A 21,164-nucleotide genomic window follows, 5' to 3' on the forward strand; every position below is an offset into this window, starting at 1 on the left:
TCCATAGCTTTATGACAATCAGGTTTCCGGGTTTGCAGCGCTGGTGAGCTAGGCGGGCTTTAACACCTCGCCAAGCGTCCTGATACAAGCCAGAGGTTGGTCGATTAAAGGCACATGGCCGCTGTTCTCAAGCGTCACCAACCTCACGTTGGGCATCAGATCCACCATGGCAGCCTGACCGGGCCAGGGGTACATTTCCGAGCGACGGCCCGCCATCACCGTGGTGGGCACCGTCAGTTCCGGCAGAAAAGAGCGGAAGTCATACTCCCGTTCAGCGTAAGCCCGCATGTGCTGGTACAGGGTGTACCAGTTGTCGACCGGCACCAGTTGATGAGCAACGCCGGGGATGCGCATCAACCGCCCCGCAGCCCATTTCATCCAGCGACGGCTGAGGGCAACTTCCATGAAGTCGGCCAGATCCTCACGAAACTGCAGGCGCAGGGGCCTGGGCAACTCCGCAAACGGCGTCTGCGGATCAATCCTTTCAAGTTTCTCCAGCAGTGGCCACCAACCGCGGATTCTCTGAGGCCCGTGCTCGCCAAAAATGCCCCAGGGCCAGCCCGGGCCATGGGCGATGCGAGGCGACTGATCGATATGAACGTAGTGACGAACAGCACGTGAGCCAAACAGCTCCATGTAGCGCAGTGACGTGCTCGCGCCCATGGAAATGCCCCCTAACCCAACCGGCTCGCCAACGCTATATTCGCGAATCACAGCGTCGAGATCCCGGGCGTGGCTGGTCAGCACACAGGGTTCGCTGCAGGTCAGGTGGGAAGATCCGCCAAACCCTCGCAAATCGGGAAGAACAAAACGGAAGCGATGCGCCAAAGGCAACACAATTGGCAACCAGTGGCGGCTGTCCATTCCAAAGCCGTGAAGCAGGATGATCACTGGACCCCGCCCCACTTCCCTTACCTTCAACCTGGCGCCATCGTGTGCTGTAACTCGTGCCATGTCTGTGTGGACTCCGCCTGAATGAAGGCGCCATTGTCCACATGGGAATGATCGTCGCCATGGGTTGGAGGGCCAGAATCCGGAAAACGGGGCTGGCTGTTTTCTGGTTCAGTAATTCAGTTTAATCGTCAGATCCAGGTTTCGCCCACCATACGAAAAGCTGGCTTCCTCGAACGAAGGCGCACTCATCGAAACCGTTGCGCCGCTTGAAAAACCGTAGCCTTCCGTGGGCACCCCTAGCCAGTTAGTGGCAAGCTTCCCATCCATATTTTCATCATGAATCACGGCCAACGCATAGGTTCCCGGGGGGATATCCAAAAAGTTGCAACGGGCCTGCGTATCCCGGATGGCTATCATCGTGATATTGGTCGCGGATTGCAGAAATTCAGTAGGGAAACCCTCTGGTGATTCGAAAAGCGCGCAAGCTACCGTCCCTGTGCTGTTTCTGATGTCCAGAATTCTCACGTGAATTCCGGGGCAGGATGGTTGGGCAAAGACGATGGCGGGAAGACTCGCAAACATCAGCACTGTCCAAAATGCGACAGCCTGAAACCCCATGGGAAGCCGCTTCACCGGATGCCAGACGGTGCGAGCCAACACGACCTTCCGATTGGCTGACTCACTCATGGCCTTACTCCTCATAGCTCTGATGGCAAGTGCAGCAAGGAAAATTTACGTGTTTCTTTTATTTCAGCGTAGACAGCGACGAAACCGCCGTCCAGATTTGTGTTGAACCTGTTCAGCGATCAAGCGAGATGACCCGGTCACAGCTTTTCTCGATGAGCTCCGGATGATGGCTCACAAGCATTACCGCACACCGGGTTTCCCGGGCTATATTGACCAGCCAATGGGTGACATCCCGTGCCGTCATGGGGTCCAGCCTGGAGGTCGGCTCATCGGCGAACAGGAACACCGGGTCCAGAATCATCGCGCGTAGTATGCAGAAGCGTTGCAACTCGCCTCCGGACACGCCGTCAGCCTTTCGATCCAGCAGTTCGTCCGTAAGCGCAAGCCGCGTCATCCAGCTTTTAACGACGCCTGAACTCACGCCATATTTTGCGACCACATCCTGCAACAGTACCCGCAACGTAACCGACTGCGAGACCGCCGCCGTCGGATCCTGATAAAGCTTCTGCCAACGGTGGGCGGGAGTCTGCTTCAGCCGCGTCACGCGTCCTGCCAGCGGCGCGCGCAACCCCAGCAACGTGTCGCCCAGCGTGCTCTTGCCGCAGCCACTGTCGCCCACCACGCCAATTACCTCTCCGGCGTGCACGGTCAGTGACAGATCCCGCAGCAGGGCCCGTTTTCCGTGCCCTACCGAGAGACCTCTGGCTTCAATCACCGGTGACTGGTCGATCTGTTGTGCGGGGCGATCCGGCCACTGGCTCGGGTCGGCTGCCATCAATTCACGGGTGAAAGTATGCTGAGGCGAAGACAGGACCGTCTCGCACCGCCCCTGCTCCACAATCTGACCCTCTTTCACGACCATCAGTTGGCCGCCAATTTGTTTCGCCACCTCCACATCATGAGTGATGGTCAGCAACGCCCCCTTCGCCGATTGCACAAGTAGCTGTCGCACCACCTGGTCACGACGGGACACATCCAGGCCTTTGGTAGGCTCATCCGCCAGCAACAACGGGGCACCGCCGGCCATGGCACAGGCAATCGCCACCCGCTGAGCCATACCTCCCGAGAGCTGATCCACCCGCTTTTCAGCACTGGATTTAAGGCCGAGCTCCGCCAGCGTTTGCCGCGCCTGTTGCCGGGCTTCAAGTGCCCCGCGACCGCACACAAACCGATAGGTTTCCGCCAGTTGGTTCACACTCGTCATCAGTGGATCCAGGGCATTCCATGGTTCCTGGGGGAGCATGCTGAGCTGCCGCCCCCACCACTGCCGACGGGACCTGGCCGGCGTTTCCGAACCGAACAGCCAGACATGCCCCCGGCTTACGAGGGAATCGGGAAGATTCCCCATGATGGCCTGGGCCAGCAGGCTCTTACCTGATCCTGTCTGCCCCAGAATCGTAAGCCGCTCACCCTCCCCCAATGCAAAGCTCACCGGAGCAACCAGAGTACGGGAGCCGACATGAACCGACAGGTTCTCAACACGAATAATGGTCATGATTCGCCCCTCCCTCCGATCAGGTGAAAGCTGAGAATCAACAGCGCCAGAGCGATCAACGGCTGGACCAACAGCCAAGGGGCATCACTGTAGTAGGGAAAATGCTCCACAATCATCAGACCAAGCTCGGCAGTGGGCGGCTGGATACCAACGTAGACAAACCCGAGCGCAGCCATCATGAGAATGGCGTTGGCAGCGCCGAACGCGGCGAGTGTCATTAACTGTGGTGCGATGGCCGGCCAAAAATGACGCTTGAATCGATACCATTGGCCAAAGCCAAGCAACCTGGACGCCTCAACCTCCGGCGAGTGGGCCAATCGTTGAGTGATCACCCGGGTTACCCGGAAATATTCGATCCACTGAATCAGTGAGATGGCCAGGTAGAGCATCCAGAAAGACCCTGGCGAAATCGCCGCGAACAACAGCACCAACACCAGTCCGGGCAGGGCCAGGATCAGCGTTGTCAGCCCATCAAGCAACCGGTCCAGCCACTTCGGACCGATGGCGGCCGCAACCCCGAGGCTCACGCCCAGAAACGCGGCTGTCGCGACGCACAGCAAGGCCATGGTCATTGAGCGCTGCAGGGCATCGGCCAACCGGACCCACATATCCCGACCAAAGTGATCCGTACCAAGCCAGTGCTCGGCCATCGGTGCCGCCAGGATATGGGACAGGTTCTGCGCACTGGCGTCCACGCTACTCAGGGCCGGGGCCATGACGGCATAGAACACCAGTGATGACAACAGGCCAATACCCAGGGCCTGGCTTACGGACGGCTTTAACTCACGAAGCCTCAACTGATTGCCCTCCCGCGTGGATCAAGGAAATGGCAGGCAATGTCCACCAGCGTATTGATGATCACAAACAGAGCGCCCATGGCCAGAGCCGCCCCCTGAATCACCGGGATATCGCGGCCAAAGACCGCATGGGCAAGGCCGTGACCAATCCCCGGCCAGGAAAAGAGCGATTCAATCATCACCATGCTTTCCACCACCGTGATCATCTGCACCCCGAAAAATGCCACAACCGGAGCCGACAGGTTACGCACGCCATGGCGAAGAAAGGTACGTCGGGCTGACAACCCCTTGGTCTGGGCGAACTCATAGTAGGGAGCGTTGATCACTCTGATGGTTTCATTGCGGATTACACGACTGGAGATGGCAGCGAGGCTCACCGCCAACGTCATCGCGGGAAGAATCAGGTGCTTCGGTTCACCAAAGCCTGCGACCGGCAGCCAGTTCAGATTCAACGCAAAAATCATCACGGCGATCAGACCAATCACAAATACCGGTACTGCCCGAATACCGGTTGAGAGCGCCAGGGTCAGCTGATCCAGCCAGCCACCCCGGAAGGCGCTGGCCGTACCGACGGGAATCGCAATCAGTGCAGACAAGACGACACCGGCCGCCGCCAGCACCAGCGAGTGACCAAGCATGTGCCAGATTTCCCCGGCCACGGGCAGGCCACTGACCAATGACGTGCCCAGATCCAGAGAGGCCAGATCCACCAGCCACTGCCAATAGGCATCCCAGGCACCGGTATCCAGGCCCAGCTCCTCACGAACCAGTTCAGCGGCCCGGGCATCCACCGCATCCATGCCATACCGGCTGGCCGCAATCCGATACGCCACATCGCCGGGCAGGGCCCGCATCATGACAAACGTCAGTGTGCCAACACCCCAGCACACCGCCAGTAACTGCAGAAGTCGTTTCACAAGCAATCGGCCCATGGTTACTTCCAGGCCAATTCGTTAAGGAAGAAGCTGCGCTCGTAGGGATCAAAACGGAAGCCCGTCAGGCGCCGGCTTACCGATGTCTGCTGCACATAACTGGCAACAGGAATCAGTGGTTTGTCGTCGTAAACAGACTGTGCCACGGCCTGAGCCTGCTGACGGTAAACCGCATCGTCGGATTCCCGGATCATGGAGTTCAGCGTTGCCTGGATGGTAGGGTTCGACCAGTTCATACTGCCCCAGTCACCACCCTTCCCAGACCCGAAATCCCGAATCATGATCGCCAGGGGGTCGGCGATGGTGCCATAGTTGCGGGCGATAAGGGCCACTTCCAGAGAACCGTCCTGATGGCCGGCGGGAATACTGCTGGAGTTGGTTATATTGACGTTCAGCTTGACTCCCAGCCGTCGCCATTGATCCTGAACAGCGGTTGCCACGGTTGTCAGTTCCGGGCGATCGGCGTAAGTGATCAGGTCCAATTCGAACCGGTCGCCATTCTTTTCCAGCCACCCTTCTGCATTTTTTTCCCAACCCAGGCCGGCCATCAGCGCTTCGGCCCGGGCCAGGTTGAAGCCGGCTTCGCCGGTGTCCAGGTGCCAGGCCCCCATATGCGCGGGAAACAGTTGAGTCGTGCCAGCTCCCGGCGTGCGGAGTATCGCCGTTGCTATGCCGCTGCGGTTAATGGCGAGGCTTAGTGCCTGACGCGCGTCCCCATCCGACAAGTAAGGGTGCGCCAGGTTCAGTTTCAGAGCCAGGGTGCGCGGCAGCTCGGAGCGGACAACCTGAAGATTCGGCAGGCGCTCCAGCATCGGCACGGCGGCCGGATCGAGCCCGAACACCAAATCACCCTGACCACTGCGGGCCTGCAATACCCGGGCCTCCGCGCGATGCCCCGTCAGATAACGGGCGTATTCAACCTCTGCGACCTTACCCCAATAGTCCTGGAAACGCTGAACAACCAGGCGATGCGGTACCGCAATTTCGTATACCTTGTAAGGTCCGGTGCCGATCAGAGCTTTCACGCTGCCCTCTTCATCGTAGGCCCCGGGAGCGAGCATAGCGGTGGAATAGTTGGCAAGCACCCCACCCAGAGGACGATAAGGTTCGGCCAGGGTGATCCGGAGAGCTCGCTCCCCCACCGCCTCAATCCGTTCTATCGGCACGCCTTGCAACGCACCCGGCCTGGTTCGGGCCAGATTGAGGTGTTCCGCAACCACCCCGGCCGTCATGGGGGTGCCGTCGTGGAAGACAACGCCCTCCTGCAACTGGATATCCCAGATCCGATTGCCCTCGCGCTGCGACCACTCCGCTGCCAGCCCCGGTATCAGCCGGCCAGTTTCATCAACATTGAACAGAGTTTCCAGAACCTGCATCCGGGTAAAGATATAGCCGCTGCGCGTGGGATCCAGGCTGGAGAACTCAAAAGCGGCCTGGATATTCACAGTGTTGGCAGGGGTTGGCTGGGCTTGGGCTACAGAACCGGACAGAATCCAGAAAAAGCCCGGAATAAGCAGAATGCGGCAGAACCAGGACATGTTGACGAGCGCCTCTTTAAACGGGAACGAGGCGACGAATGATATGTTATAACATTATCAAATTAAACCACCGAAAGTCGAAAGCCATCGCAGCCTTCGACATCTACGTATAACGAGGCCGCTCCGCTGACTCCAAGGCGCTATTTCGCCATGTGCCCCACATAGGCTGCGATAAAGGCGGTTTCCTGAAAGATCTTCAAGCCGGTCTCGGCGAAAGGAATCGGCAGCGGATTGGCTGCCAGCGTGGACTTGATCTGCGCCGGCGGGAGCAACCTGACCTCCAGCTCACTACCGTCAATCAGTTGAATGGCTGCCTCCAGCTTGAAGCTGATGGCGCCACCGGCAAATTTGCCTTTCGGCATCCGCTCCTTGATCACGACACGGGTCACCCCGTGCTCTGCCATCAACTCAGCAAACGCCGCCTGGAACTGTTTCAGGTCTTCCCGGGTGTGGTGTTTGTTCAGCGACAGTTTTCGCACCTTGCACTCCGGCAAGCTGAACTGCCCCCGATCCAGGTTCAGCATACACACCACGGCATCGCTGCCGGTCAGCTCCACTCCGCAAATAATCATAGCGTTCCTCTCTTCACCTTCGTCACCTTCATCAACCCCATCGCCCTCAGCCACAGCACTTCTTGAATTTCAGGCCACTGCCGCAGCTGCAAGGGTCATTGCGGGAAGGCAATTTCGCCGTGGTAACGGTCGCCGCTTTGTTCAGGAGCGCGGTCAGTTCGGCAATGGATTCAACAGCGCCCTCACGATTATCAACCGTAATGTTCGCATGCAGTTTGGCTTCAGCCACCCGGGCTTCGATCTCCTGCTTGCGAGCCTCACTGGTCACCACCAGCGTTAGCGGGTACTTCTTGCTGCCACTCTTTTTAATGGCCTTGGTCTGAAAGCCACCGTGAGCGGTGTGGTGCTGGCGCGCGTCCTGCCGGCCTTTGTAAAAAAATTTGTCTGACATGCTGAGATCCTGATGATCGGAAGAATACCCTGGCGCTCCATGGCGACCGCTGGGCGAAAACGTTTTAGCATGCTTACGGGATTGGTTATATAGCCAGGAGCAGAAATTCAATGTGGCCCGTTCTGAAGGTGCGTGGGGCCGTTGGAAAATGGCGGCATTCCCAAGTTTGGTCCAGACTAGAAGTTTAAAGTAAGTATCAGATTCGACAGGGTGTCGGGAGCCAGCGATGATAAGGATGCATGGAGAGTATCGCCGGCATTTGCGATCCGGGATCAGGGTCCCGGTGATTCTGAGTTATGCCAATCACACCATTGAAACCCAAACACTGGACATATCGGCTGGCGGGTTACGCCTGAAAAGGCCGGATCGGGTGTATATCCGCCCCTGTGAGGTCATTGACGTGGACTTCCCCGGCAAGCCCGGTATGAAGGTAACGGCAACGGTGACGCACACCGGCAGATCTCACATTGGTTTGCAGTTCAATCGCAGACGTTTTTCCGAAAACGAGCTGAGCAAGCTCTATGGCACCGCCCCCACCTGGCAGCGTCTGACTGCCAGAAGCAAACGTGCACTCTGGAGAAACAGCCGCCGGTTTGCGGTGTTTCTGGCCAATACCTATCTGCGCACCTTCGTTCACGCCCTGGCCAGACCGCATTTCCTGTTCGCGGTGTACGGCAACAAGCAGCAGGTAGGCTCCTATTTTACGCCCGGCATGGCAAAGCGTATGCCGCCCAATATAGTGCTTGGCTTTATTCGCAATGCAGACATGAGAGGCCTGCTGGTCGCGTCGCAGTTTCTGGAGCATGAGTTACAGGAAGATCCCGAAAAAGTCCGGCTTTACCTGGATCAATTGCAACGGGACTACCCCGATGTGCAGCGGATTGCCCTGGTTGGACGACTCCCCAACTTCGCCATGAAAGCAGGGATCGAAATTAACGAACCGCTGGTGGATGGGAGCCTGGGAACGAGGTACATGATCTGGGACGTGGCGCGGCAAATGCGCGAGCGCCCCCAATACAGCCAGCAGACCAGCATTGTCGTGCTGGGAGGCGCCGGGCGCATCGGCAACGCAGTGTGTCAGGATCTCACCGGCATGTATGACAAGGTGATCGGCTTTGACCCGCGCTATGAGGAAGACAGGGAAATCACCACCGAACGGGGGACGGTATTGCAGACCTCCTCTTTGGCCTATCTACAGGACGAAAAGCTTTTCATCGGTTTAACCCATCATGGCGATGCCATCCTGGAACTCCAGCAGCACATAAGCCCGGGAGCCCTGATCGCTGATGACACCCACCCCTGCATCAGCCTGACAGCCCGGGAACGCCTACGGGTGCGGCAAATCACGGTGGAAAAGGTGGTGTTGTCCCACGAAGAATTCCTGATGTGGCCACGCATGCCAGCCTGGAACAACCGGGATATTCCCGGGTGTTTGGTCGAGGCACTGGTCCTGCTTCGCCAGCCGGATGCGGGGGAAGGCGATTTCTCCGCCTTTTGTCAGGAGGCCGAGTTTCTCGGTTTCACCGGCCGCCTGATCAGTCCCCTGGACGAATAGGAAGGCACCATGGCGAAACTCCACAAATGGTCAGCGGGATTCGTTGTGATATCCCTTTTATTCGCTATTACCGCCAGTGGCAAGGAACTGACAATTCAGGATGACGCTGTCCGTTTCAGCTTGAACCACCACATCGAGTACTTTCTGGACAAAGACCTGCCCCTTGATCAGATCCTGCAACGGGAACAGTGGCATAAAAAGCACAATGACAGCGTATTGAACCTGGGCTTCACCGGCCAATCAGTATGGCTCAGGACATCCCTGACCATCCCGGAACCGTTGACCCGCCAGTGGTACCTGGTGATTCCATATCCACTTCTGGAGGAAGTGGATCTCTACATATTGCGTGATAAACAACAGCCAGCAATCTACCACACCAGTCGCCAGGAGACCGAGAATCAGCGGGAACGGGCCCACAGTTACCAGGTGGCCCTGCCACTACCGCGTGACCTGAACGGCCAGGTGGAATTATTCCTGCGAGCGCGATCGGCCACGTCACTGCAAGTGCCGCTCGAGCTTTGGCGTGAGGACCATCTGCTGAATCGATTTTCACTGGAGAGCCTCTATTGGGGAGCCTATTTCGGCGTTTTGTTTGCCCTGGTGGTCTACAACCTGTTCCTGTTTCTCTCTATCCGGGATTCAGCCTACGGCTATTACGTGCTGTACATCGGCTCGATCAGCCTGCTGATGCTCTGCATCTCCGGGGTCGGCAGCGCCTGGATCTGGGGCGGGCAGCCGTTGCTGACCCGTTATGCCCTCCCCATCAGCACTGCACTTGTGTCTCTGTTTGCCTTGATGTTCGCACGCAGCTTCCTGAAATGGCAGGAAATATCTTCCCGCTGGGATCGCAGCATGAAGATTGCGGCCGTACTGGCCGGGTTGCTGATCGTCTACACATGGGCTTCCCCCATACACGGTGCGCTGTTCGCGGGCCTGCTGGGCACGCTGGTGATTGTGCTGCTCATCTCCGTGGGCCTGGCGGGTCTGAGAGCCGGCGTCACCATTGCCCGTTATTTCGTGCTGGCCTGGACTACCTTTGCCCTTGGGACCGCCCTGTATTTACTGAACGTCTTCAACTTTATCCCGGTGAACGTCGTCACCAACCATGCCATGCAGGTCGGCTCTGCCGCCGAGGTGCTGCTGCTTTCGTTCGCGCTCGCCCATCGCATCAAGGACGAGCGGGCACGCAAATTGGCCGCACTGCGAAGGCAGCAATTGGCCGAGCGACAGGTCCGGGATCTGGAAATGCAATCCCTTGAACAGGCCATGCACGATTCGACCACCAGGATGCCCAATGCCTCCCTGCTCAATCAGCAGTTACAGACAATGATGAGCCAGAACAAACAGGTCGCACTCACACTGGTCCACTATCCACAGATCAAGGACATTGCGTCCAGCATGGGCCACAGGCTGGCGGAAGAAATGTTTTGTCAGTTGATGAATAAGCTCAACCATACGCTGGCCGGGCAGGACGGTGTGATCTGCCTGGAAAGTCGGCAACTCGCCTACATTGCGATTCCCGAATTCGGATCAGCGGCATTCCTGATTGACGTCAAGCAGTTGGAGGGCCCACTGGAGCCCTTGATCAACCAGATGGTGGGTAATCATGACATCTCTGTCCATTCCGTCAGGCTGCCTGTGTTCATGAACCTACACTGCGGCGTGGCTGTTGCACCGGAGCATGGCGACAGCGCGGAGATTCTGTATCAACACGCCTCGGCGGCACAGGACCGCAGTGAATCAAGCAAGGTTCCGGTGCAGGTCTATAATGACGAGATTTCCGATTTCGCGCGTCGCCGCCTGAATCTGGTGACGGCCTTGCCGCCGGCCATCGAAGCGGGCGAACTGGAGCTTTACCTGCAACCGCAAATGAACAGCACCGGCCAGGAGCTGGTGGGCGCGGAGATACTGTTGCGTTGGCACAGTCCGCGCTTTGGGCCAGTGCCCGCCGGGGAAGTGATCGAAATCGCAGAAAATGCCGGTTTGATGGATCTGCTATCGCGCTACATCGTGACCCAGGCCTGGAAAACCATGCAAACGCTGCAGGAACGACAACTGAACATTACCTGCAGCATCAACCTGTCGGTTCAGAATCTCACCAACAGCCACTTTGTGTCCTTCGCACTGGCGGGAATCAGGGAACACGGCATTCCAATGAATCGCGTGATCTTCGAAGTGACGGAAACCTCCATGATGCACAACATGGACGCAGTGATCGGGTCCCTGCTTCAGATTGCCAACAGCGGCTGCATGATTGCCCTGGATGATTTTGGCACGGGCTACTCCTCCCTGGCCTATCTGAGCCGCCTGCCCATCCACGAGCTGAAAATAGATCGTTGCTTTATAAGCCAGATGGCTTCCAACGAGAATGACTTGAGAATTGTCCAGAACACCCTGAAACTCGCACGCACCCTCAATCTGGAAGCCGTAGCCGAAGGCGTGGAGGACAATAGCACCAGGGAGCTTCTAACCCAGCTGGGCTGCCACCGGCTGCAGGGCTACCTGTTTGCCAGGCCGATGCCGTTGGAGAAATTCTGCGATTGGGCAACGGCGCAAACGACGAACTGAAATGAGGTACTTGCCGTTGATAATGAACGCCGGTACAGCCGAGACGCCGGCCTTCTGGTAGGTCGCTTCATCTTCCCTCACAGCACCAGCGTACAGGTCAGAATCAAGCACCGGTCTGGCTTTCGTTAAGTCATCTTGTTCATGGTGGCTCCTATGAATAATCGGGCTGCTCGCGCACAATTGAAGGGTCACTTACTTCCAAGCGGACGCAGGATAATCACAGCCATTTTCCAGTGATGAGACCAGGTGTTCTCCCTTCAAAACGTTATGACAGCAGCCAACCCTAAGAGACCTTGAGCTTATGATCAAAGCTTTTGCCGTATCCAACTACCGCAGCCTGAAAAACATTGTCTCTCCCCTATCTGGCCTCAACGTGGTTACCGGGCCCAACGGGTGCGGCAAATCCAACCTGTACAAGTCGCTGCGATTGCTGGCCGAAACTGCGAAAGGCAATCTGATCTCATCGATTGCGCGGGAAGGAGGGCTTGATTACACCTTCTGGGCCGGGCCCGAGAAATTCACCCAGGGTATGAAAGACGGCTCCTCTCCGGTGCAGGGCTCTGCCAAGACACAAAACACCCGCTTGAGGCTGGGCTTTGTGGGTGAAGACTTCGGTTACGCCATTTTACTGGGGATGCCGGCGCCCCAGGGATTTGCGGGTTACCAGGACCCGTCCATGTTTCAGTTTGACCCCGAGATAAAGCGTGAATGCATCTGGGCAGGCGACGTCTGCCGGCCCAGCAGCTGCCTGATCGACCGGATCGGGCCCGTGGTGAAAGTGCGCTCCGGCCGCAAATGGGAGGTCTATAACGCCCACCTCAATACCTACGAAAGCATTCTGAACGAAATCAGTGATCCGGTTGCCGTGCCTGAGGTCCATGCCGTCCGACAAACCATCCGCAACTGGCGCTTCTACGATCAGTTCAGAACCGATCCGCAATCCATCATCCGCACTCCGCAGATCGGTACACGCACCCCGGTGCTTGATCACGACGGCCATAGCCTGGTGGCCGCCTTGCGGACCATACACGAGATTGGCGACCGGCAGGCCTTGTATGAAGCGATTGAGGATGCGTTTCCCGGGGCCACCATCAATTTCGAAGCAGACTCCGGCAACCGTTTCCTGTTGCAGTTTCTGCAGGATGGGCTGTTGCGCCCCTTAAACCAGGCGGAACTGTCAGACGGCACGCTTCGTTATCTGTTGTTGGTGGCAGCGTTGCTCACGCCCAGACCGCCTTCCCTGCTGGTGTTGAATGAGCCGGAAACCAGCCTGCACCCGGATTTGCTTCCGGCCCTGGGGCGCCTGATTATCCGTGCCTCACGGGAAACCCAAGTGTGGGTGGTGTCCCACGCGCCACGCCTGGTTGCCACTCTGGAAGGGGACGGTGACTGCAACTCTATTGCGTTGAATAAGAATTTGGGCGAAACGCTTATCCTGGGTCAGGGACTGCTGGATGCGCCGCCCTGGCAGTGGGCGGATTAATAGCGAGGAACACGGTGCTACATTGCCTGCAGGCGGAACAAGGCAATCTTGTTGATTTCGCTCAGTGCGCGCTGGAATTCCTGCTCGGGGGAGTTGTGCATGCGTTCTTCGAACGAGGCCAGTATCTGGTGTCTGTTACTACCTTTTACGGCCATGATAAAAATGAAGCCAAACTTGTTTTTATAGGCCTCATTAAGCCTGACGAAGCGCGTAAACTCTTCCGGAGTACACTCCTGAATACCTGCACCCGCCTGCTCGGAAGTACTCGAGGCCGTAAGCTCTCCACGCATAGCAGCTTTGCCTGCCAGATCCGGGTGAGCATTGATCAAGGCCAACTGGGCTTCCCGATCCGCGTTGAGAAGGATGTTTGACATCCGCTCGTGCATGACTTCGATCTCGTCAACTTTTTCATCCACGCCCATGTCATAGGCCTGCTCTGCTACCCATGGCGAATGCTCATAGATGTCAGCAAAAGCTGCAACGAAGGCCTCTCGCCCGAGGCTGGATGGAGTCAGGGTTCGAAAACGGCTCATTCTTTGCTCCTGATATCTGAATGAATAACGCCCGGTCAGCCTGCATCGAAAGCTGGCACCCGCACATCGTATACAATATTCATAGAATATATGATGTTTCAACCGCCGGCAATTCTTTTGTGGGTCCGGAGAAATCCTGGCCTCAACACAGGCCATGGCCACTGAGCCCAAGCCTGGCCATCACTTAAGCGTGCGATAACCAACCCAACAAACTGAATACAAAACTAATTATAACTGTATCCATAAAACGACAGTATGTGCTATGCTTTCATCAGGTCTTCGTGGCCAGGGGCAGGTTTTTCAGTACCAGTCGTGCCTGCCCCGCTGTTTCACACGCCTGACTTACACACTCGATTTGCCTCAGTGTGTTTTTACCCGCCTTCAGGCGGGTTTTTTTTAGGTGATTACGTGGCTCGATCAGGTTCGGCTAAACGGCGTCGTTTCTCGTATACTATTCAGAATCAGATTCTGTACTTCCACTACCTCATTCGCGAGATATTATGAACAAACAAGCGCAACCCACCAAAAGCCCGAACCGAACCGGAAAAAAACGGACCGGGACGACAAGCGAGACGATATACGCCCACATGTTCGACGCTATTCTTGAGCATCGCCTGGCACCCGGCACCAAATTGAGTGAGGAAGCGTTAGGGGAAATTTTTGGTGTCAGCCGCACGATTATCCGGCGAGAGTTGTCGCAGTTGGCACATGAAGGTGTCGTCTCCATTCGCCCTAACCGGGGCGCGATGATAGCCAGCCCGAGCGTGGAAGAGGCCCGTCAGATTCTGTACGCACGGCGCCTGGTTGAACGTGCTATTACAGAGTTAGCGGTCCAGAACGCGACTGAACAGCAGCTCGATGAGCTGCGGGACATGGTGGTGGAAGAGCAAAATTGCTTTGCTCGCGGGGATCGGGGTGCGGGTATCCGCCTGTCAGGCGAATTCCATCTGAAATTAGCGGAGGCGGCGAACAATACGCCCTTTATCGGTTTCCAGCGCAGCCTGGTTTCTCAGACCTCGCTGATCATCGCCCAATACGAAAAGGGCACCCGCTCCCATTGCTCCTATGATGAGCACAATCAGTTGCTTGATGCCATATCCGCCCGTGATACTGACAAAGCGGTGTCATTGATGATGCATCACATGGATCATATCGATGCAAAACTGAACTTTGATGACGACAGTGCAACCGATGACTTGCATGCGGTGTTCTCGCACATAGGCCTTGCCAAGGGAAAGGCCCGTTCCAAGCAATAGACGCGGTTAGCTTTAGATCGTGTTCCGAGTTTCCTCATACGGACCTTGGGAGCACCAGTAAGGCGCGGAAATCATTGACATTGGTACGAGTGGGACCCGTGACGATCAAGCCATCGAGCGCCTCGAAAAAACTGTAGGCGTCATTACCGGCGAGATAATTCGCAGGGTCCAGCTTCAGGGCTTGAACCCGGGACCAGTCGTTAGGCCCGAAAATAGCGCCGGCGTTATCCTCGGAGCCGTCGATACCGTCCGTGTCGATGGCCAGAGCGTAAATATTGGGCGCACCCTGAAGGACCGTGATCGCTCCCAGGAGGTATTCGACGTTGCGACCTCCGCGCCCTTCGCCGAGCACAGTGACACTGGTCTCGCCACCCGACAGTATCAGGAGCGGTTCTTTGACTTCTTTTTGAAGCTTCAAAGCTAGTGCCGCATGATCACGCCCCAGCTCTCTCGCCTCGCCTTCAAGATCGTCACCCAACACACGTACGTCCACACCGGCTAACTCTGCAGCAGCCCCCGCTGCACGAAGCGCATCACACGCCCTGGCCTGAACCACGGCACGGTCACGCTCAAATTCAGGCGAGTGCGGCTTGGGCGCGGTATCGTCGCTGACCAGATGACGACGCACAGCATCTGGAATTTCGATCGAATACCGTTCCAGTATTTCCAACGCATCGAGTGGCGTTGTCTCGTCTGGCAGGGTCGGTCCTGAGGCGATCAGCGTAGGATCGTCGCCGGGCACATCGGAGATCAGATAAGTAACCACCTCCGCCGGATGAGCTGCGGCAGCCAATCGCCCGCCCTTGATGCGCGAGAGATGTCGCCGCACCGTGTTGATCTCACGAATCGGCGCCCCACAACGCAACAGTACTTTGTTGATTGCTTGCTTCTGGTGCAGCGTCAGTCCTGGAGCAGCCAGCGTCATGAGCGCGGAACCACCCCCCGAAATCAAGGCAATGACAAGATCGTTCGCGGTAAGCCCGGTCACTGCATCGAGCATACGCTGAGCCGCCTTCTCGCCCAACTCGTCAGGCATCGGGTGGGAGGCTTCCAATACCTCGATGTGCCGACAATCAGCGCCATGACCGTAACGAGTGACGACGAGGCCGGAGATTTCGGCGTCGGGGTAGTTATCAGCCCATGTGCGCTCAAAGGCTGCGGCCATGGCAGCGGCAGCTTTGCCGGCTCCGATCACTACCGTGCGTCCGGATGGGCGCGACGGCAGCTGATCAGGCGAAAACAGGGTGTCAGGATGTACGGCGGATACGGCAGTTGCGGCCAGCTGTTTGAGCCAGGCATTCACTTCTGTCGGATCGTCAAAAGACAGCGAACTGGACGGGGCGTTCATTAGCGGCTCCTCGCAACGGATAGAAAATAAAGAAACGGGCCGGCCCGGCAGCGCGCAGCCATGACAGACGCCGATACGACGTCTGTCATGGACCATCAGGATGCGCCGGCTGCTGCCGGGGTGACTGATTAGCTGCCGATTTCGTGGTCAGCCAGTTTTTCCAAAGCCCTGACAATGCCTGCGTGATCCCAATCCGCACCATTGTTGGCTGCACAAGCCTGGAACAGTTGCTGGGCGTTGGCCGTGCCAGGCAGAGACAGGTCAAGGGTGCGCGCGCTTTCCAGGGCCAGGTTGAGATCCTTCTGGTGCAAGCGAATCCGAAAGCCCGGCTCAAAGGTGCGATTGATCATGCGCTCTCCATGCACATCAAGTATCTTCGACTGGGCCAGACCACCCAGCAGGGCCTCACGGACTTTCGTCACGTCTGCCCCGGCTTTTGAAGCAAAAAGCAGGCCTTCAGCAACCGCCTGGATCGTCAAAGCTACAACAATCTGATTGGCAACTTTGCAGATCTGACCGGCGCCGTGCTCGCCAATATGGGTGATCGTCTTGCCCATGACCTCAAGGACTGGCAGGGCCCGGTTAAAGCCTTCGGTGGAGCCGCCGACCATGATGGTCAGCGTCGCGTTAACAGCGCCACCCTCGCCGCCGGACACTGGGGCATCGACGTATTCACCGCCGGCCTCGGTGATGCGCTTCGCGAACGCCTGGGTTGGGATCGGCGCGACAGAGCTCATATCGATGACCAGCGTGCCTGGTTTGATGCCTTCCACGATCCCCGCTTCGCCAAGCAGCACTTCCTCCACATCGGGGGTGTCCGGAACCATCGTGATGATAATCTCCGCCTGTTCGGCTACCGCCCTGGGGCTATCAACCTCTTTCATGCCCTTGGCGGCCAGACCTTCGTCCAGAGTGCCGTACTTAACGTAGGTCACCAGCTCGTGGCCTGCGTCCAACAGGTGTCCGGCCATGGGCCGTCCCATAATCCCGAGACCAATAAATCCAATCTTGCTCATAATCCTCTCCTTACTCACTTTTGTTGTGGTTTGGCTCTATCGTGCGCTGTCCAGCCAGCCGAGCCCCTCGAGCGTCGTCGCTGCTGGCTTGTATTCGCAGCCGATCCACCCCTGGTAGCCCAGGCGGTCAAGATGGGCGAACAGGAACGGGTAATTGATCTCTCCCGTACCGGGCTCGTGGCGACCCGGATTGTCGGCCAACTGCACATGGCCGATGCTTGCAAGGTGCGTCTCCATGGTTCGGGCCAGGTCGCCCTCCATGATCTGCATGTGATAGATGTCGTATTGCAGCTGTAAGTTGTCGCTACCCACTTCTTCGAACAACGCCAGCGCCTGCTCAGTCCGGTTGAGGAAGAAGCCGGGGATGTCGAGGGTATTGATTGGCTCGGCGAGCAACAGAATGCCTGCCGCTTTCAGCTTTTCGGCGGCATATCGCAAATTGCCGACCAGAGTCTGACGGGCCTGCTCTTCGCTAACTCCCTGGGGTTTGATACCCGCGAGGCAGTTCAGCTGCTTGCAACCGAGAACGGTGGCGTAATCAATCGCTTTCTCTACGCCTTCCCGAAACTCTTCAACTCGATCCGGATGACAGGCAATACCGCGCTCGCCGGCGGCCCAGTCCCCTGCCGGAAGATTGTGCAGCACCTGTGTGAGGCCGTGAGCGTCCAGCCGCTTTTTGATGTCTACGGCAGCGTAATCGTAGGGGAAGAGGTACTCTACTCCGCTAAAGCCTGCCGCCGCGGCGGCCTGGAAGCGATCGAGAAAATCCTCCTCGGTGAACAGCATGCTTAAATTAGCTGCAAACTTAGGCATTTTGGGTCTCCTACTCGTCCATTTTTAATGCTTCGCCCCCTGACCCTGATGCGTTCCCTCAGGCCGGGGGCGGGTGATTGCGATGCTTAGGTCAGACTGGCAATTGAGGTCGGCGCATCGGTTACGTTCTCAACCAGGGCTTCGAACTCGTTGACACCGTCAAGATCGGTGCCCATAGCGATGTTTGTGACCCGTTCAAGAATGATCTCGACCACCACCGGCACGCGGTGTTCGCGCATCAATTCGCGCGCCTGCTCAAACGCAGGGCCAATGTCATCGGGCTTGGTGACCCGCAACGCCTTGCAGCCGAGGCCTTCGACAACCGAGACGTGGTCGACGCCATAGCCGTTTATCTCGGGGCAGTTAACGTTCTCGAATGCCAACTGCACGCAGTAGTCCATGTCGAAGCCGCGCTGCGCCTGGCGGATCAGCCCCAGATAGGAATTGTTCACCAGGACATGTATGTAGGGCAGGTTGAACTGTGCCCCGGCAGCCAACTCCTCGACCATGAATTGGAAGTCATAGTCCCCGGAGAGCGCGACGACCTCAGCCTCGGGATCGGCCCGGCATACGCCGAGGGCCGCGGGAATGGTCCAGCCCAGTGGCCCGGCCTGGCCGCAGTTGATCCAGTGCCGCGGCTTATACACGTGCAGGAACTGCGCCCCGGCAATCTGGGATAACCCTATGGCGGTGACATACCGGACGTTCTTGCCGAACACCTTGTTCATCTCTTCATAGACGCGCTGCGGCTTCACTGGCACGTTGTCGAAGTGAGTCTTGCGCAGCAGGGTCCGCTTGCGGCTCTGGCACTCCTCGGCCCAGGCGCTGCGATCCTTCAGCTTGCCGGCAGCGATCCACTCTTTGGCGACTGTAATGAAGAGTTCCAATGCCGCCTTGGCATCAGAGACAATCCCGTAGTCTGGCCCGAAGATACGGCCAATCTGGGTCGGTTCGATGTCGACATGGACGAACTTCCGGTCCTTGGTATAGGCGTCAACGTTACCTGTGTGGCGGTTCGCCCAGCGGTTACCGATACCCATCACGAAGTCAGAAGCCAGCATCGTTGCGTTGCCATAACGATGGGAGGTCTGGAGCCCCACCATACCGGCCATTAACGGATGGTCGTCGGGAATCGTCCCCCACCCCATCAAGGTCGGAACGACAGGGGCGCCGGTAAGCTCGGCAAACTCAACCAGGAGGTCGCTGGCATCCGCATTAATGACGCCTCCGCCGGCAACAAGCAGGGGCCTGTCAGCCTCGTTCAGCAGGGTCAGCGCTTTCTCGATCTGCGCCCGCGAGGCGGCCGGCTTGTAGGCTGGCAAGGGTTCATAGGTGTCTGGGTCGAATTCAATCTCACTCATCTGCACATCAATAGGCAGGTCAATCAGGACCGGTCCGGGACGGGAGCTGCGCATCAATTGGAATGCATGCTGAAAAGCGCGAGGCACCTGAGCCGGCTCAAGAACGGTAATGGCCCATTTGGTAACCGGTCCCGCAATGGCCTGGATATTCACGGCCTGGAAGTCTTCCTTATGCAGCTTGCTTCGCGGCGCCTGCCCAGTGATGCAAAGAATGGGAATGGAATCGCCGGTGGCCGAGTACAATCCGGTGATCATATCGGTGCCAGCAGGTCCGGAAGTACCGATACAGACGCCAATGTTGCCGGCTTTTGTGCGGGTATAGCCCTCAGCCATGTGGGAAGCCCCTTCCACGTGGCGGGCCAGGACGTGGTCAACCCCTCCAACCTTGCGCATGGCGGCATAGAACGGGTTGATGGCCGCTCCTGGGACGCCAAACGCAATATCTATCCCCTCTTTCTTCAAAACGTGAACGGCAGCTTCTGCTGCAGTCATGATAGTCATGGTGTTTCCTCCGAAATAATGTTGTTTTTGTAGTTGAAACAGTCCTCGTCCCCAGCCACTGGATCAGTTCGTTTGGCTGAGGAGTACTCGCACCTCCAACGGATACTCGTCGCAGTTGTTCCCCGAACCGCCGCGATCGACAACCAAAAACTCCCCTTCCCGATCCAGCACTGACTGAACTGCGTGCCAGGTACCGGCTCGGTAATTCACCCCCTGCAGACCGTCTGTAACAAAGGCGCGAACCTCATCAGGGCTTATCGTTTCGCCTGGCGGCGCCACAACAATCAGAAAGCGCTCCCCGTGTAAGGGCATAAATGCCTGACTGCCTTGCGGGTGGCGCTCAAGGAAAGAGATTTCCAGGGGTAACGTCACCGGTTGGCTGACGAAGATACTCACCAGAACCCTTGCCTCGTCGCCGAAGACCTCGACTTTCGCCAAATCATGGTGGCGCTGGGTGCGCCCTCCATTGATGGGAAAAGAACTGGCCGTGCGCCTGTCAATGACATCTCCGAAATCGGCAAAGGCTTCGGGGCTCAGCGGTTGTGCCTGGAGTTCCAGCATAAAAATGTCCTCGTCTCAGCTCAGCGGGAACCGAATCCGCCAAGTTTCATGTGCCGATTGACGTCCTTGTAAAGCAAGTAGCGGAAAGGGCCCGGACCGCCGGCGTAGCACGCTTGCGGGCAGAAGGCGCGAAGCCACATATAGTCACCCGCTTCGACTTCGACCCAATCCTGGTTGAGGTGGTATACAGCCTTTCCTTCCAGAACGTAGAGGCCATGTTCCATCACATGAGTCTCGGCAAAGGGAATGACCCCACCGGGTTGGAAGTTGACAATATTGACGTGCATGTCGTGGCGGATGTCCTGGGGATCAACAAAGCGTGTCGTGGTCCAGCGCCCCTCGGTTCCCGGCATCTCAGTGGGCGTTACATCATTTTCATTGGTTACAAAGGCCTCCGGCACCTCGATACCATCCACCTCTTCATAGGCTTTTCGCACCCAGTGAAAACGCAGCGGAGTATCCTTTTCGTTGTATACCTGCCAGGAGGTCCCCGGCGGGATGAAGGCGTAGCCGCCCTCTTGCATCCGGTGCTGATGGCCGGCAATCGTCAAGGCCATCTCACCCTCAACCACAAACAGAACCCCTTCCGCGCCAGGGTCCAGTTCTGGCCGCGCGCTGCCGCCTCCCGGGGACACTTCCATGATGTACTGGGAAAAGGTCTCGGCAAATCCGGACAGCGGCCGTGAAAGCACCCATAGCCGGGTTTTATCCCAATGTGGCAATGCGCTGGCGACGATATCCCGCATCACGCCCCTGGGAATGATCGCGTAGGCATCGGTAAAAACGGCGCGGTCAGACAGCAACTGAGTCTGGGGTGGATGCCCGCCAGCGGGAGCGTAATAGGTATGTTTGTTCACAGATCG

Annotated in this window: 19 protein-coding genes; 4 read left to right on the top strand and 15 right to left on the bottom strand. The window is 57.5% G+C overall.

What is annotated here, in order from left to right; translation table 11 throughout:
* Positions 1 to 48: 48 nt before the first annotated feature.
* The 8 genes from ACJO3M_RS02935 to ACJO3M_RS02970 form a co-directional block, all read right to left on the bottom strand.
* The gene (locus ACJO3M_RS02935) at positions 49 to 954 is read right to left on the bottom strand and encodes an alpha/beta fold hydrolase (protein ID WP_406999562.1); all 906 of its coding nucleotides are present in this window, start codon (positions 952 to 954) and stop codon (positions 49 to 51) included.
* Positions 955 to 1,062: 108 nt separating this feature from the next.
* Entirely contained in the window at positions 1,063 to 1,581 is a 519-nt protein-coding gene (locus ACJO3M_RS02940) for a DUF2141 domain-containing protein (protein ID WP_406999564.1), read from the bottom strand.
* A gap of 112 nt (positions 1,582 to 1,693) precedes the next feature.
* Positions 1,694 to 3,076 (bottom strand): ABC transporter ATP-binding protein, encoded by a 1,383-nt coding sequence (locus ACJO3M_RS02945; RefSeq protein ID WP_406999566.1) that lies wholly within the window; start codon positions 3,074 to 3,076, stop codon positions 1,694 to 1,696.
* Positions 3,073 to 3,873 carry an ABC transporter permease gene (locus ACJO3M_RS02950; RefSeq protein WP_406999568.1) on the bottom strand — a complete coding sequence of 267 codons (801 nt, stop codon included), beginning with the start codon at positions 3,871 to 3,873 and terminating at the stop codon, positions 3,073 to 3,075. The genes ACJO3M_RS02945 and ACJO3M_RS02950 overlap by 4 nt, the downstream gene beginning before the upstream one ends.
* Positions 3,870 to 4,805: an ABC transporter permease gene (locus ACJO3M_RS02955; protein WP_406999570.1), complete on the bottom strand. Its 936-nt coding sequence runs from the start codon at positions 4,803 to 4,805 to the stop codon at positions 3,870 to 3,872. The genes ACJO3M_RS02950 and ACJO3M_RS02955 overlap by 4 nt, the downstream gene beginning before the upstream one ends.
* Positions 4,806 to 4,807: 2 nt before the next feature.
* Positions 4,808 to 6,343 (bottom strand): ABC transporter substrate-binding protein, encoded by a 1,536-nt coding sequence (locus tag ACJO3M_RS02960; protein WP_406999572.1) that lies wholly within the window; start codon positions 6,341 to 6,343, stop codon positions 4,808 to 4,810.
* Between the two features lie 140 nt (positions 6,344 to 6,483).
* Complete coding sequence (locus ACJO3M_RS02965; RefSeq protein ID WP_406999710.1) at positions 6,484 to 6,915, bottom strand: DUF3010 family protein; 432 nt, start codon at positions 6,913 to 6,915, stop codon at positions 6,484 to 6,486.
* Positions 6,916 to 6,961: 46 nt separating this feature from the next.
* Positions 6,962 to 7,306, bottom strand: a complete 345-nt coding sequence (locus tag ACJO3M_RS02970; protein ID WP_406999574.1) for a PBPRA1643 family SWIM/SEC-C metal-binding motif protein — start codon at positions 7,304 to 7,306, stop codon at positions 6,962 to 6,964.
* Between the two features lie 226 nt (positions 7,307 to 7,532).
* Here ACJO3M_RS02970 and ACJO3M_RS02975 point away from each other — a divergent pair, with 226 nt between their 5' ends.
* From ACJO3M_RS02975 to ACJO3M_RS02985, 3 genes are all read left to right on the top strand, one after another.
* Positions 7,533 to 8,861, top strand: a complete 1,329-nt coding sequence (locus ACJO3M_RS02975) for a PilZ domain-containing protein (protein ID WP_406999576.1) — start codon at positions 7,533 to 7,535, stop codon at positions 8,859 to 8,861.
* A 9-nt stretch (positions 8,862 to 8,870) separates the two neighbouring features.
* Positions 8,871 to 11,429 carry an EAL domain-containing protein gene (locus ACJO3M_RS02980; RefSeq protein ID WP_406999578.1) on the top strand — a complete coding sequence of 853 codons (2,559 nt, stop codon included), beginning with the start codon at positions 8,871 to 8,873 and terminating at the stop codon, positions 11,427 to 11,429.
* A gap of 301 nt (positions 11,430 to 11,730) precedes the next feature.
* Entirely contained in the window at positions 11,731 to 12,912 is a 1,182-nt protein-coding gene (locus tag ACJO3M_RS02985; protein ID WP_406999580.1) for an AAA family ATPase, read from the top strand.
* A gap of 17 nt (positions 12,913 to 12,929) precedes the next feature.
* Here ACJO3M_RS02985 and uraD read toward each other — a convergent pair whose 3' ends face one another.
* Positions 12,930 to 13,445, bottom strand: a complete 516-nt coding sequence (gene uraD / locus ACJO3M_RS02990) for a 2-oxo-4-hydroxy-4-carboxy-5-ureidoimidazoline decarboxylase (protein ID WP_406999581.1) — start codon at positions 13,443 to 13,445, stop codon at positions 12,930 to 12,932.
* Positions 13,446 to 13,945: 500 nt separating this feature from the next.
* On the opposite strand from uraD, the gene ACJO3M_RS02995 reads away from it, so the two are divergent.
* Positions 13,946 to 14,701 (top strand): GntR family transcriptional regulator, encoded by a 756-nt coding sequence (locus ACJO3M_RS02995; protein WP_406999583.1) that lies wholly within the window; start codon positions 13,946 to 13,948, stop codon positions 14,699 to 14,701.
* A gap of 34 nt (positions 14,702 to 14,735) precedes the next feature.
* On the opposite strand, the gene ACJO3M_RS03000 is transcribed toward ACJO3M_RS02995, so the two are convergent.
* The 6 genes from ACJO3M_RS03000 to ACJO3M_RS03025 all read right to left on the bottom strand — a co-directional run bounded on the left by ACJO3M_RS03000 (position 14,736) and on the right by ACJO3M_RS03025 (position 21,158).
* Positions 14,736 to 16,049 (bottom strand): glycerate kinase type-2 family protein, encoded by a 1,314-nt coding sequence (locus ACJO3M_RS03000; protein ID WP_406999585.1) that lies wholly within the window; start codon positions 16,047 to 16,049, stop codon positions 14,736 to 14,738.
* A 128-nt stretch (positions 16,050 to 16,177) separates the two neighbouring features.
* On the bottom strand, positions 16,178 to 17,065 hold the full coding sequence (locus ACJO3M_RS03005; RefSeq protein WP_406999587.1) for a 2-hydroxy-3-oxopropionate reductase: 888 nt from the start codon (positions 17,063 to 17,065) through the stop codon (positions 16,178 to 16,180).
* A 36-nt stretch (positions 17,066 to 17,101) separates the two neighbouring features.
* Positions 17,102 to 17,878: a hydroxypyruvate isomerase gene (hyi, locus tag ACJO3M_RS03010; protein WP_406999589.1), complete on the bottom strand. Its 777-nt coding sequence runs from the start codon at positions 17,876 to 17,878 to the stop codon at positions 17,102 to 17,104.
* Between the two features lie 86 nt (positions 17,879 to 17,964).
* Entirely contained in the window at positions 17,965 to 19,740 is a 1,776-nt protein-coding gene (gene gcl, locus ACJO3M_RS03015; RefSeq protein WP_406999591.1) for a glyoxylate carboligase, read from the bottom strand.
* A 63-nt stretch (positions 19,741 to 19,803) separates the two neighbouring features.
* Positions 19,804 to 20,301: an ureidoglycolate lyase gene (locus ACJO3M_RS03020; RefSeq protein WP_406999593.1), complete on the bottom strand. Its 498-nt coding sequence runs from the start codon at positions 20,299 to 20,301 to the stop codon at positions 19,804 to 19,806.
* A 20-nt stretch (positions 20,302 to 20,321) separates the two neighbouring features.
* Positions 20,322 to 21,158, bottom strand: coding sequence for a bifunctional allantoicase/(S)-ureidoglycine aminohydrolase (locus ACJO3M_RS03025; protein ID WP_406987317.1), 837 nt, complete (start codon positions 21,156 to 21,158; stop codon positions 20,322 to 20,324).
* Positions 21,159 to 21,164: the final 6 nt, after the last annotated feature.

It is taken from the genome of Marinobacter alkalisoli (assembly GCF_045449795.1).
Lineage (GTDB): Bacteria > Pseudomonadota > Gammaproteobacteria > Pseudomonadales > Oleiphilaceae > Marinobacter.

Excerpts from the sequence above, each read along its gene's own strand:
- ACJO3M_RS02935 (WP_406999562.1), bottom strand. The coding sequence starts at position 954 with ATGGCACGAGTTACAGCACACGATGGCGCCAGGTTGAAGGTAAGGGAA.
- ACJO3M_RS02940 (WP_406999564.1), bottom strand. The coding sequence starts at position 1,581 with ATGAGTGAGTCAGCCAATCGGAAGGTCGTGTTGGCTCGCACCGTCTGG.
- ACJO3M_RS02945 (WP_406999566.1), bottom strand. The coding sequence starts at position 3,076 with ATGACCATTATTCGTGTTGAGAACCTGTCGGTTCATGTCGGCTCCCGT.
- ACJO3M_RS02955 (WP_406999570.1), bottom strand. The coding sequence starts at position 4,805 with ATGGGCCGATTGCTTGTGAAACGACTTCTGCAGTTACTGGCGGTGTGC.
- ACJO3M_RS02960 (WP_406999572.1), bottom strand. The coding sequence starts at position 6,343 with ATGTCCTGGTTCTGCCGCATTCTGCTTATTCCGGGCTTTTTCTGGATT.
- ACJO3M_RS02965 (WP_406999710.1), bottom strand. The coding sequence starts at position 6,915 with ATGATTATTTGCGGAGTGGAGCTGACCGGCAGCGATGCCGTGGTGTGT.
- ACJO3M_RS02970 (WP_406999574.1), bottom strand. The coding sequence starts at position 7,306 with ATGTCAGACAAATTTTTTTACAAAGGCCGGCAGGACGCGCGCCAGCAC.
- ACJO3M_RS02975 (WP_406999576.1), top strand. The coding sequence starts at position 7,533 with ATGATAAGGATGCATGGAGAGTATCGCCGGCATTTGCGATCCGGGATC.
- ACJO3M_RS02980 (WP_406999578.1), top strand. The coding sequence starts at position 8,871 with ATGGCGAAACTCCACAAATGGTCAGCGGGATTCGTTGTGATATCCCTT.
- ACJO3M_RS02985 (WP_406999580.1), top strand. The coding sequence starts at position 11,731 with ATGATCAAAGCTTTTGCCGTATCCAACTACCGCAGCCTGAAAAACATT.
- uraD (WP_406999581.1), bottom strand. The coding sequence starts at position 13,445 with ATGAGCCGTTTTCGAACCCTGACTCCATCCAGCCTCGGGCGAGAGGCC.
- ACJO3M_RS02995 (WP_406999583.1), top strand. The coding sequence starts at position 13,946 with ATGAACAAACAAGCGCAACCCACCAAAAGCCCGAACCGAACCGGAAAA.
- ACJO3M_RS03000 (WP_406999585.1), bottom strand. The coding sequence starts at position 16,049 with ATGAACGCCCCGTCCAGTTCGCTGTCTTTTGACGATCCGACAGAAGTG.
- ACJO3M_RS03005 (WP_406999587.1), bottom strand. The coding sequence starts at position 17,065 with ATGAGCAAGATTGGATTTATTGGTCTCGGGATTATGGGACGGCCCATG.
- hyi (WP_406999589.1), bottom strand. The coding sequence starts at position 17,878 with ATGCCTAAGTTTGCAGCTAATTTAAGCATGCTGTTCACCGAGGAGGAT.
- gcl (WP_406999591.1), bottom strand. The coding sequence starts at position 19,740 with ATGACTATCATGACTGCAGCAGAAGCTGCCGTTCACGTTTTGAAGAAA.
- ACJO3M_RS03020 (WP_406999593.1), bottom strand. The coding sequence starts at position 20,301 with ATGCTGGAACTCCAGGCACAACCGCTGAGCCCCGAAGCCTTTGCCGAT.